General features: G+C 38.7%; 10 protein-coding genes. 7 read left to right on the top strand and 3 right to left on the bottom strand.

The window, feature by feature from the left end; all coding sequences use genetic code 11:
• Position 1 precedes the first annotated feature (1 nt).
• Positions 2 to 1249 (top strand): rod shape-determining protein RodA, encoded by a 1248-nt coding sequence (rodA, locus tag RM541_RS07535; RefSeq protein WP_311499608.1) that lies wholly within the window; start codon positions 2 to 4, stop codon positions 1247 to 1249.
• A gap of 35 nt (positions 1250 to 1284) precedes the next feature.
• A complete protein-coding gene (locus RM541_RS07540) occupies positions 1285 to 2160 on the top strand; it encodes a GIY-YIG nuclease family protein (protein ID WP_311499609.1) in 876 nt (291 codons plus the stop codon).
• A 178-nt stretch (positions 2161 to 2338) separates the two neighbouring features.
• Here the strand turns inward: RM541_RS07540 and RM541_RS07545 are convergent, their stop codons facing one another.
• Positions 2339 to 4474 (bottom strand): carboxy terminal-processing peptidase, encoded by a 2136-nt coding sequence (locus RM541_RS07545; RefSeq protein WP_311499610.1) that lies wholly within the window; start codon positions 4472 to 4474, stop codon positions 2339 to 2341.
• 145 nt (positions 4475 to 4619) lie between these two features.
• Between RM541_RS07545 and surE the strand changes: the two genes are divergently transcribed.
• Genes surE through RM541_RS07570 form a run of 5 tightly spaced genes read left to right on the top strand, consistent with a single transcriptional unit; the run spans position 4620 to position 9533 of the window.
• Entirely contained in the window at positions 4620 to 5402 is a 783-nt protein-coding gene (gene surE / locus RM541_RS07550) for a 5'/3'-nucleotidase SurE (RefSeq protein WP_311499611.1), read from the top strand.
• Positions 5395 to 5679 carry a hypothetical protein gene (locus RM541_RS07555; protein WP_311499612.1) on the top strand — a complete coding sequence of 95 codons (285 nt, stop codon included), beginning with the start codon at positions 5395 to 5397 and terminating at the stop codon, positions 5677 to 5679. Before surE ends, RM541_RS07555 begins: the two co-directional genes overlap by 8 nt.
• Positions 5680 to 5701: 22 nt before the next feature.
• On the top strand, positions 5702 to 6817 hold the full coding sequence (lpxB, locus tag RM541_RS07560; RefSeq protein ID WP_311499613.1) for a lipid-A-disaccharide synthase: 1116 nt from the start codon (positions 5702 to 5704) through the stop codon (positions 6815 to 6817).
• Between the two features lie 4 nt (positions 6818 to 6821).
• Positions 6822 to 7424, top strand: a complete 603-nt coding sequence (locus tag RM541_RS07565) for a C40 family peptidase (RefSeq protein WP_311499615.1) — start codon at positions 6822 to 6824, stop codon at positions 7422 to 7424.
• Between the two features lie 36 nt (positions 7425 to 7460).
• Positions 7461 to 9533: a ComEC/Rec2 family competence protein gene (locus tag RM541_RS07570; RefSeq protein ID WP_311499616.1), complete on the top strand. Its 2073-nt coding sequence runs from the start codon at positions 7461 to 7463 to the stop codon at positions 9531 to 9533.
• 167 nt (positions 9534 to 9700) lie between these two features.
• Here the strand turns inward: RM541_RS07570 and RM541_RS07575 are convergent, their stop codons facing one another.
• Positions 9701 to 10246 carry a thioredoxin family protein gene (locus RM541_RS07575; protein ID WP_311499617.1) on the bottom strand — a complete coding sequence of 182 codons (546 nt, stop codon included), beginning with the start codon at positions 10244 to 10246 and terminating at the stop codon, positions 9701 to 9703.
• 78 nt (positions 10247 to 10324) lie between these two features.
• Entirely contained in the window at positions 10325 to 11932 is a 1608-nt protein-coding gene (locus RM541_RS07580) for a peptide MFS transporter (RefSeq protein ID WP_311499618.1), read from the bottom strand.
• Positions 11933 to 11947: the final 15 nt, after the last annotated feature.

An 11947-nucleotide genomic window follows, 5' to 3' on the forward strand; every position in this document is an offset into this window, starting at 1 on the left:
TATGTCCAAAAGCTCAGCAGGATTCGACTGGACAAGCATTCTAATCTACCTGGCTCTGGTTCTTTTTGGCTGGGCCAATATATATTCTGCTTCCTTAAGTGGAACCTCAACATCTTTCTTTGACCTGGATGAAGTTCATGGAAAGCAGGCGCTCTGGATTGGACTCAGCTTCTTTTTAATAATTATAATACTTTCTATAGAGGCAAAATTCTATCAGCGCTTTGCCAGTGTTTTTTATGCTTTAAATATTTTATTCCTTGCCGGTTTGTTTGTCTTCGGGAGCACTATTGCAGGACAGACCGCCTGGTACGTTATAGGTGGAGTTAGTATTCAACCGGCAGAATTTGCAAAAGTAGCTACAGCTCTTGCTGTCGCAAAATACCTTAGCGGGATAGATGTGAAGTTGCAGAACTTTTCAGATCAATTAAAAGTTTTTTTGATAATTGGAATTCCGGTATTTCTCGTTCTTATGCAACCCGATGCCGGAAGCGCCCTGATCTATTTCTCATTTGTTTTTCCACTTTACCGGGAAGGTCTCCACTTTGAATACATCCTTTTAGGTTTTGCTGCTGTTTTACTTTTTGTTATGACCCTTTTATTTGGTCCATACTGGGTAATTGCAGGAACCCTGACAGCAATTGTGTTGATCTACTTTTTTAACAGGAGAAACCGTCCCAGTGCACTTAAATATCTCCTTATCGGTATAGTGGCGATAGGTTTTTCACTTTCGGTCAATTATGTCTTTCAGAACGTTTTCAAGCAGCATCACAGGGACCGCTTTAATATAGTTCTAGGGAAGGAGGTTGATTCCCGCGGAATAGGATACAACACAAATCAAAGCGAAATCGCCATCGGGAGCGGTGGATGGACCGGGAAAGGATGGACAGAGGGCACACAAACTAAAGGACATTTTGTTCCAGAACAGCATACAGATTACATATTTAGCACAGTTGGAGAAGAATGGGGCTTTCTTGGTAGCTCTCTGCTAATAATCCTGTTTGTCGCACTGTTGCTGCGACTCATTATCCTTGCAGAAAGGCAGAAAAATCAATTTCATCGAGTTTACGGATATTGTGTGGTAGGAATAATTTTTATCCATTTTCTGGTGAATATTGGTATGGTAATAGGAGTTTTTCCCACCGTGGGAATACCTCTTCCCTTTTTAAGCTATGGAGGTTCCGGGCTATGGGGCTTTACGATTCTCCTGTTCATATTTATTAAACTGGATTCCGAAAGATTGTCTTTTTAAATCCTGGTAATCGGCTAATACTTTATATTCAGAGAATGAAAAACTTTGGTAAAACCATAAAAATATTTCTTGTTGATGGAGAGCCCAATGGACGAATGACCTGTGAGCTTTCTAACTGGACGGGAAAAGCTTTTAAAATTCCCCGGAAGAAAATAAAAATTTCTTCTGATCGTCCTGAACTTGAAAATACCGGAATCTATATTCTTTTTGGACGTTCTGATAAATCCGAGAATAAAGAACTTGCTTACATAGGAGAAGCTGAGGGCATTTATAAGCGTCTAACTCAGCACCTCTCTTATAAGGATTTCTGGAACGAGGCAATTGTCTTTGTTAGTAAAGATGAAAATCTAAATAAGGCCCACATAAAGTATTTGGAAAGTAGGCTTTATGAAACTGCTATACGTGTCAAAAGATACGATCTTGATAATGCAAACATCCCGCCCCGGCCTGTAATTTCCGAGTCTGATCAAGCAGAAATGGAAGAATTTCTCGAAAACATCAAACTGCTGGTTAACACTTTAGGATTTAAAATCTTTGAAGAGCTCCGGGAAAACAGTCAGACAATAGAGGAAGAGATAGATAATACTTTTTGTATTAATTCTACAAGAGGTGCAAATGCAAAGGGACAGCTAACGAACGAGGGGTTTGTTGTACTTAAAAATTCACAGATAGCCGGTTCTGTCACCAAATCTTTTCCAAAAAACTGGTTAAGCTTCCGTCAAAGTTTGGTAGAGGATGGCGTCATTCAAAATATAAACAATAGCCTCACTTTTGTTCAGGATTACTTATTCAGCAGTCCCTCTGCCGCCGCTGCGATAGTCATGGGAAGAAGTGCCAATGGCCTGACAGAGTGGAAGCTTGCCGACGGCCGCATATTAAAAGCTGTCGAATCTCCTGAACATGCACTCTGATTTCAGCTATTTAATCATTCTATTAAGTACACTAAGTACACTGTTCAGCAACTAATAATAGTGCTGCAACAGCGAGAATGATAACCGGATAAAGTATTTTTCTTTTCATAGAATTCAAATATAAAAAAGAACGCCCCGAAAATTTCAGGGCGTTTTGCAAATGTAAGATTTACTTCAACTAATCTTTAATATTCGCGTATTTGGAACTTTTAAAACTGTCTATCCTCATGTTGGATAAAACATTAATAGCTTCTTCCACATAAACATCTCCGCTTAAGCTTCTGTGCCATCTATCCCTTTTTTCTTTGAGTATAGTATCATTTGCAAAAGCATTTTCTTCGTAAGGAAGAGAAACGTAAGTAAGATCAGTTTCGTATTCTCTAACCGAATCGTATTTTTTTGCTTGCTCTGTTCTTTGCTCAATGCTCGCAGAATATTCTTCAAAATTCAGAGAGTAATTACTATCCTCACTTTGGTTCTTAATCCATCTTGCATTTTCTTCAATAAGCTTTAGTTGAGCATTTTCACTCATTCGCTGCTTACTCTGCTCTATAGTCGCCTCAAGATCTACATAACCGTCCCATTCTTCATACTTCGCAGGATCTATTTTATCCCATGGTAGTGGATTTTCCTGATCTTTTTCTCCTATATCTACAAAGCTGTACCGGTCTGGAACAACCACATCACTTTTAACACCTTCAAGTTGGGTGGAACCACCATTCACTCTGTAAAACTTTTGGGTTGTCAGTTTTAATGCACCAAGATCACCATAATCATTGTTTCTTAACCACCGGTTAAGATCTATCACATTTTGCACAGTACCTTTCCCGTAAGTTTGTTTGCTACCTATAATTATTGCTCGCTTATAATCCTGCATTGCGGCAGCGAGGATTTCTGAAGCCGACGCCGAAAGTTCATTTACCAAAATCACAAGCGGACCGTCCCAAAGTACTTCCGGATCTTCGTCCTCAAGCACTTCTTTTCTTTCTCCACTGGACTTTACCTGAACTATTGGTCCTTCTTCAATAAACAGCCCTGCAATATCAACTACAGTTTTTAAAGATCCTCCACCGTTATTACGTAAATCAAGCACGAGTCCTTCCATGTTTTGTTCCTTAAGGCGAATGATATCCTTTTTAATATCTGAAGCAGCATTGCGCTCTTCATAATCTTCCATATTAAAGTAAAACTTAGGAAGATTAATTAACCCGAATTTCTTTCCGTCTTTTTCCACCATAGAAGTTTTTGCATAAGTCTCTTCTATTTCCACAACATCCCGGGTAATGGTGATATCTTCAATGTTACCCATTAATTTTTTTCTAACAGTGAGGGTGACTTCAGTCCCCTTAGGACCTTTTATAAGATCTACCGCATCGTTAAGTCGCATACCTACTATGCTTACAGCCGCATCCTCATCTTCTTGCTTTACTTTCAGAATTACATCTCCTTCGTCCAGCTCCTCACTTCTCCAGGCAGGACCACCCGAAATTACTTCGGTAATGGTAATGTTGTCACTCTTCTTCTGAAGCCTTGCTCCTATCCCTTCCAGCTTACCAGACATGGCAATATCGAAACGATCTTTATCCTGTGGTGCAAAATAAAAGGTATGTGGGTCAAATTCTTCTACAATAGCGTTTATGTATACTGAAAAATAATCCTCTCGTTCAAGATCATCTGTGAAATCATAATATTCGTCCAATGTTTCAAGGGTTACTTCCCGTGCCTCTTTTTCAAGTTCGGTATCAGATTTTACTTCATAATCAGGATCATTCTCTTTCTTCTGCTCTTCCTGCTCTTTCTTATCTCTAAAAGTAATTAAAGTAGAAAATTTTAACTGCTTTCTCCAACGCTCCTTCATTTCCTCTTTAGAAGAAACATAATCCAGCTTATCATAATCTGTATTAATATTTTCTTTCTCAGTAAAGTCGAATGGCTGGGATAAAATATCCTTGTATAGACTTCGCGCTTCTTCCATGCGCTCGTTCAATGTGCTATAGGAAAGATTGAAGAATTCGATTTCCTTATTCTTTATCTCATCATCTATAAGATCCTGATATTCACTAAAATTTTCTACATCCTTTGCATAAAAAAACCGCTTTGAAGGATCCATCCCCTCAAGGAAATCTAAATACACTTCCCTCGAAAACTCGTCATTTATTTCTCTGGCATCATAATGTCCCTGATTTAAAACATAAGTAATAAGGTCTATCAGGAGCTTATCTTTACTGGGATCGTCGAACTTTTTAGTTGTAAAACTGCATGCTGAGGCCGCCATCACCATCAGCATAATAAGAACTTTAAAATTTCTTTTCATAAACCGCGTAAATTTCTTCATTAACTTCTTCCATAATACATTAAAAACTGTGCCAACAAATATAGATGCTACTAATAATTTGTTAAACTACTAAGATACGCTTTCATTTTGAAATTACTATTTTAGCCAAATTAAATTATCTGTTATGCCGAAAGAAAAACCACTGATTTTAGTAACCAATGATGATGGTATAACCGCCCCCGGAATACGTGCTTTGGTTGAAGTGATGAAGGAATTGGGAGACGTGATCGTGGTTGCCCCCGACAGTCCACAGAGCGGCATGGGGCACGCGATTACCATAAGCGACACTTTATTTTGTGAGCCGGTAACAATTAACAAAAATTACAAGCATAAAGAATATAGCTGTTCCGGTACCCCGGCCGACTGTGTAAAAATTGCCACGCAGGAAATCCTGCACCGAAAGCCTGATCTTTGCGTAAGCGGAATTAACCATGGCTCAAATTCGTCAATTAATGTAATTTACTCCGGCACGATGAGTGCTGCTGTGGAAGCCGGTGTGGAAGGCATTCCGGCTATAGGATTTTCACTGCTGGATTATTCTCTTACCGCAGACTTTGAACCAGCCAAAAAGTACGTTAAGAAAATCACGCAGGATGTATTGAAAAACGGACTTCCAAAAGGAGTTGTCCTAAATGTAAATTTGCCAAAATTAAGCGCTTCAAAAATTAAAGGAATAAAAGTCTGCAGGCAGGCAAACGCTCATTGGGAAGAAGAATATGACAAGCGAACAAATCCGCAGGGACGGGATTATTACTGGCTCACCGGGAAGTTCGTAAATAAAGATGACGGCCAGGATACAGACGAATGGGCATTAACAAACGGATATGTTTCTGTAGTGCCGGTCCAGTTCGATCTTACCGCCCACCATTTTATAAAAGAATTAAACAGCCGCAACCTTAATGTCTAAACAGGATCTATTTATTGGATTTTTAGTAGGTCTGGCCGCAAATATTGGTGGCGTTTTTCTCTATATTTCAATTTTTTCTGAAATGAATATTGACGATACCCTGGCCGATGCTGTAAAAAACGAATATTTGGGTAAGCTCATTGCCCTGGGAGCGATACTTAATTTTCTCCCATTCTTTGTATTCCTGAACAAAAACCAACATTACCATGCCCGCGGTGTCCTCCTCGCTACGATCTGCATCGCCGTGGCCATTGCAGTATATAAAATTGTAAGCTGAAGAAATTTTAAACCTACAGACTTTGAAGTACTACATTATTGCAGGAGAAGCTTCAGGCGATCTGCACGCCTCCAACCTCATCAAAGCCCTAAAGGAAATAGATGAAAATTCCGAATTTCGGTTTTGGGGAGGAGATCTTATGGAGCAACAGGGCGGCACCCTTGTAAAGCATTACCGCGACCTGGCTTTTATGGGCTTTGTAGAAGTGCTTTTTAACCTCCGTACAATCCTGAAGAATATTTCCTTTTGCAAAGAAGACATCTCCAGTTATAATCCTGACGTACTCATTTTTGTAGATTATCCGGGCTTTAATCTCCGCATTGCAAAATGGGCAAAGCAGCAGGGAATCCCCACCCACTTTTATGTTTCCCCTCAAATCTGGGCCTGGAAAGAGAATCGTATTGCAGATATAAAAAGGGACATCGATCATATGTACGTGATCCTGCCTTTTGAAAAGGAATTTTACGAGAAGAAGCACCACTTCCCGGTGCATTTTGTAGGGCATCCTTTAATCGATGCCATTTCTAATAGGAAGAAAGTAGATGCTGAAGATTTTAAAAAACAATATAACCTAAATAAAAGGCCGATAATTGCCCTTTTGCCCGGCAGCCGTAAACAGGAAATATCAAAAATGCTTGAAGTAATGCTGAGTATTACTGAAGCTTACAAAGATTACCAGTTTGTAATTGCCGGTGCACCCAGCCAGGAGAAAGAGTTTTACCAGCAGTTCATAAAAAAAAGCAATGTAAACCTGGTGATGAACCGCACTTACGATATTCTCGATTTGGCGCATGCGGCACTGGTAACCTCGGGCACTGCGACACTGGAAACCGCGCTTTTTAAAGTTCCGGAGGTGGTGTGCTACAAAGGCAGTTTTATTTCCTACCATATTGCAAAGCGAATTATTCAGCTAAAGTTCATTTCATTAGTAAATCTTATTATGGATCGGGAAGTAGTAAAGGAGCTCATTCAAAATGACTTTAATCAGAAAAACTTAAAACAAGAGCTTGATAAAATCCTCGAAGGAAAAAAACGTGAAAAAATTATTGAAGATTATTATCTTTTGGAACAAAAATTAGGAGGTGCCGGCGCAAGTAAAACCACTGCGGAACTTATCTATAATGGTGCAAAAAGTTGAAATAATGGAAAACAATTCAACCGTAAATCAATTTTTCTTCAAAAGAAATAAATCAGAAATTCTTAAAAACGGACTTCTGAAATTTAGTTTACTCCTAATTTTCGCAATTTCTTTAACTTCCTGCGGCTCCTTTAGAACCAAAGTTGCGTCTAAAGACAGATCAGAAAGAATGGTTTCTTCAGAAGAAAAATTTGATTCAAGCCCAGATATTGAACCCGCAGATAAGCGTGTGTACAACATCATTTCCAACGCTAAAAAGTATGAAGGCACCGGCTATAAATATGGTGGTACTACAAAAAGAGGAATGGACTGCTCTGGGCTGGTTTATACAGCCTACCTGGAAGAAGATATTCCGCTGCCAAGAACTTCCAGAGCGATGTCTTTAGAAGGAAAAAGATTATTTTTAAAAGAAGTCACTGTGGGCGATTTGCTTTTTTTCGAGACCAATAAAAACAGAAAAGTAATCAATCATGTCGGTCTCGTGGTAGATGTGCTGCCGGACCATATTCTGTTTATCCACTCCACCAGCTCACGCGGAGTAATAATTTCTTCACTTTCAGAAAGTTATTGGCACAATAATTTTGTGATGGCGCGCCGGGTAATTTAATTTTTCTATATCTTCAGAAGTAAATTCTTCTGTGTCTTGAAATTCTTAAATGTCACGCTCATAAAGCTATGCCTGGTTTTCCTGCTTGGTATTTTATTTGGATTCTATGCTGAATTTTCCAGTGGGTCGATAATTGTCATTTTTGGTTCTGTACTTTTTTTGTTCATTTTTACCTTCATAAGGGCTACAAAAGATGTATTTCAGGATATTTTCTTCGGAATAACAGCATATCTTGCCTTTTTTGCCATCGGATTGATCACAGTTCACCTCCATGAGCCCAAAAATCAGCCAAACCATTACATTCATTATTCTGAAAATGCCAATTCTGAAGACATTATTAAGGTTACGATTACAGAAAGTCTAAAAGACGGTTTTTATGCCGAAAAATACCTTACAGAATCCTCTGAAGCTTATACAAATAATTCCGAAGAAGAAAAATTTAGCAGAAAAAAGCTCACTGGGAAAATCCTGATCAATATATCTAAAGATTCAACAAAATTGAACCTCGAAGTTGGTAATGAACTGCTGATTCCTGCTGCTTTGGAAGAAATAAACCAGCCACTCAATCCGCACCAGTTCGATTACAGGGAATATATGAAAAACCTGGGTGTTCTTCGGCAGATCAGTCTTTCAAAACAGCAAATAGAGGTACTAAAGGACGAAAATTGGCAGTTTAAAGCCATTGCTGAAAAATGGCGAAACAAAAGTATTTCCAGTCTTAGAAATTACAGTTTCCAACCTGAGGAAATGGCAATTATCCAGGCGCTAATCCTCGGTAATAGAAGAGAAATTTCCGCAGAAACCTATGAAAATTACGCTGCAGCCGGAGCAGTGCACATTTTGGCAGTTTCGGGCCTGCATGTGGGGATTATTCTGCTTATTCTCAACTGGCTCCTGCGCCCGGTAGAATTTCTCCCTAAAGGCAGGTACCTCAAAATGGCAATTATCGTGCTCCTGTTGTGGGCGTTTGCATTTATAGCCGGCTTATCCCCATCTGTAATTCGGGCGGTGACGATGTTCTCCTTTCTGGCAATTGGCATGCAACTTAAAAGGAAAACCAGCGCCATGAACACACTCTTCATGTCACTTTTGGTGCTGTTGCTAATAAATCCGTATTACATTTTTCAGGTGGGCTTTCAGCTGAGTTACCTGGCAGTTTTTGCAATTGTTACTATTCAGCCAAAACTTGATAATCTCTATTCACCAAAATATAAAATCACCGACTACTTCTGGAAAATTCTTAGCGTGAGTATTGCAGCGCAAATTGGGGTTTTGCCGTTAAGCCTGTATTATTTTCATCAATTTCCGGGTTTGTTCTTTTTGACAAATCTCGTGCTCCTTCCATTTATTGGGTTTATCCTTGGAATTGGGATTCTGATTATTTTCCTGGCGCTGATAAATGCCCTTCCGGATTTTCTCGCGGACTTCTACGGAAGTTGTATTGCGATAATGAATCAATTTGTAGATGTCGTAGCTGCACAGGAAGCTTTTGTGCTCACCGATATTCCATTTTCAGCATTACTAACAGTGCTGACGTACCTACTGATTGTCGCCGGAATCATGCTGATTTATAAAATGAACTTCAGAAACCTCAGTTTCTTTTTAAGTACTATAATTTTTTTGCAGTGCGGGCTCCTCTTTGAAAATTACAATTATCGACAAGCTGAAGCTGTAGTTTTTCATAAAAGTCGCGAAACTGTTTTGGGCTTCAGAAATAACGAAATACTGACTCTTTATACTTCTGAAAATATTCAACCGGATAAAGAAATATTTCTGAAGAATTATGAAGTTGCCACAAAAGCAAATACTGTGACTTTAAATGAGATGCAAAGCATCTATAACTTTTCAGGAAAAAAATTACTCATTGTGGATAGCGCAGCCGTATATAAAATTCCGGATTTTGAACCTAATATTTTACTCCTGACAAACTCTCCAAAATTAAATCTCGACAGATTAATTACAGAACTAAATCTTCACCAAATTATCGCCGATGGTAGTAATTACAGATCTTATGTAGAAAAGTGGAAACAAACCGCTGAAAGCAAAAAAATCCCTTTCCACTATACAGGTGAAAAGGGAGCTTTTATTGTTTCAGAAAAGTCGGAATAACCGTCTCTGATTATCTTTGGATTTGGTGCTTGTTCGGAAAAGCACTTAACTAATAAATTTGTAGTAAAAATTGTTACATCGAGCGCAGTCGGGACGTTTTTGCTTGACCTTTCGACTCCGCTCAAGGTGACAAAAACTAAGTTTAGGTGTTCAATTGGGAAATCATTTCAGTTTGTAAATTCACCTTTAAAATTTTCTCTGTACTCCGTGAAGTCTTCCTGACTGGTGAATTTTTTATACTCATCACCGGCAAATAACTTCAGGAATATCTCTAATTGCTCGGGAGTACGGTAACCAACAACAGGAGCGATCATTTCGCCTTTTTGATCAAAAAACACCATTGTAGGATATCCTGAAATTCTCATTGCACTGGCAAATTCATGGGTGCTATTCCTCCCACTACGCTCTGCATCATATTTTGGATTTTTAAAAACCCTGTCCTTATATTCTATTTCTTCAGGACCTTCAGCATTAAATTTAACCGCATAGAAATGCTTATTCACATATTGGGCAAGATCTTTATTGGAAAACGTATTACTATCCAACATCTTACAAGGGCCGCACCAACTGGTATAAGCATCCATAAAAATGCTCTTCGGATTTTCTTTTTGTGCATCCAGCGCCTCGTTCATACTCATCCACTCAATTTCCTGCGCCTGTGAAGCGATACCAAAAATGGCTATTATCAGGAAAGTAAATATCTTAAGCTTCATATTTCTATTTTTTTCTTCAACAAAGCAAGAAGCATTCCTAAAATTAAGGAATGCTTCTGTTATATATAGAATTTTCTTTTATCTGATTCCGTGCATTTTCTTCACAAGGAACTTATTTATAAGAATCATTATCAATCCCATAAAAATCGGTATAGAAGTGAAAATTAAGAAGAATACAGATAATGAATATTGCTCAGAAATAGCGTCTATATATCCTCCTGTATATCCACCAAGAATACCGGCAATAAAGTTGGCCATAAACCAGATTCCAAACATAAGCCCTACTAATTTTGGAGGCGATAATTTACTCACATAAGAAAGACCCACGGGAGAAACGCATAACTCTCCTATGGTATGGAAAAAGTAAGCCAGAATTAACCAAATCATACTCACAGAAGCCACTTCTGCTCCCTGTGGAATTCCCGAAGCTCCGTATGCAAGAGCACCAAATCCTACTCCCAGTAAAATAAGCCCAATCCCAAATTTCACAGGACCTGTAGGATTAAATCGGCTTTCCCATATTTTAGAAAACAGAGGAGCAAAAAGAATAATGAACAGTGAATTTAAAACTGAAAACCATGAAGCCGGTACTTCTGAAGCATCTGCTATAAATTCTCTGTATAGAATATAAATTACTATACCCCAAATAATCAAAAAGCTTAAGCCAAGAAAAACATTAGACTTGGCAAAAGAGCCAAAGGTCTGTTTAAACAGCAGTCCTAAAACATAGGTAATCACCAGTAATGGTACGATTGTTATAATTGCATTAATTATTTTAAAAGTATATGCGCCACTACCAACAAGTACCCTATCTGTATAATCTGCCGCAAAAATAGTCATAGAACCACCTGCCTGCTCAAAAGCCCACCAAAAGAAAATTGTAAAGAACGCAAATACAGAAATCACAAGAATCCTGTCGCCCTTTACCTTAGATGAAGTCTCAGTTTTTTGCTCAGGCTCTTCATCTCTAATTACTGCTCCTTCTTCAGAGCTCACTTCACCTTTAACTGTCTTTTGATCTACATAATCAATTTCTTTTGTAGGTTTCAAGCCGATTTTTCCGAAGATTTTCTGGGCAAAATAAAATTGCAGCATTCCGAAGAACATAAAGACACCAGCAAGCCCAAAACCCCAGTGCCAGCCAATATTTTCACCTATATATCCACAAAGAAGAATTCCCAGAAATGCACCAGCATTAATTCCCATGTAAAATATGGTGTAACCGGCATCCTTTTCTTTGTCATCTGTTTTATAAAGTTGCCCTACAATTGAAGAAATATTCGGCTTAAACAATCCATTCCCGAGGATCAAAAGTACTAGCCCTAAATAGAAAAAGTAGTCTGTAAAACCTTCCAAAGCCATTGATGCATGTCCTAAGGTCATTATCAATGCACCCCAGACAACCGCATTACGATACCCGAGAAGTTTATCTGCGATTAAACCACCAAAAATAGGGGTCACGTAGACCAGACCGATATACCAGCCATAAAGAATAAGTGCATCCTGACGCTCCCAGCCCCAGCCTTCTTCCATGAGAGAGGCAGTTAAGAAAAGTACCAAAAGAGCCCGCATTCCATAATAAGAAAACCGCTCCCACATTTCGGTAAAAAACAGAACAAACAATCCCGCAGGATGTCCTAAAACTGTACGCTGATTTTCTTCCGAACCTCCAAATTTGAATTCCATGTGATCCTTTTATTA

Origin of the sequence: Autumnicola psychrophila, from assembly GCF_031846645.1 — a bacterium.
Classification (GTDB): Bacteria; Bacteroidota; Bacteroidia; order Flavobacteriales; family Flavobacteriaceae; genus Autumnicola; species Autumnicola psychrophila.

What these genes read in the sequence shown, in the direction of transcription:
- rodA (WP_311499608.1), top strand. Translation starts at nt 2, where the DNA reads ATGTCCAAAAGCTCAGCAGGATTCGACTGGACAAGCATTCTAATCTAC.
- RM541_RS07540 (WP_311499609.1), top strand. Translation starts at nt 1,285, where the DNA reads ATGAAAAACTTTGGTAAAACCATAAAAATATTTCTTGTTGATGGAGAG.
- RM541_RS07545 (WP_311499610.1), bottom strand. Translation starts at nt 4,474, where the DNA reads ATGAAAAGAAATTTTAAAGTTCTTATTATGCTGATGGTGATGGCGGCC.
- surE (WP_311499611.1), top strand. Translation starts at nt 4,620, where the DNA reads ATGCCGAAAGAAAAACCACTGATTTTAGTAACCAATGATGATGGTATA.
- RM541_RS07555 (WP_311499612.1), top strand. Translation starts at nt 5,395, where the DNA reads ATGTCTAAACAGGATCTATTTATTGGATTTTTAGTAGGTCTGGCCGCA.
- RM541_RS07565 (WP_311499615.1), top strand. Translation starts at nt 6,822, where the DNA reads ATGGAAAACAATTCAACCGTAAATCAATTTTTCTTCAAAAGAAATAAA.
- RM541_RS07575 (WP_311499617.1), bottom strand. Translation starts at nt 10,246, where the DNA reads ATGAAGCTTAAGATATTTACTTTCCTGATAATAGCCATTTTTGGTATC.
- RM541_RS07580 (WP_311499618.1), bottom strand. Translation starts at nt 11,932, where the DNA reads ATGGAATTCAAATTTGGAGGTTCGGAAGAAAATCAGCGTACAGTTTTA.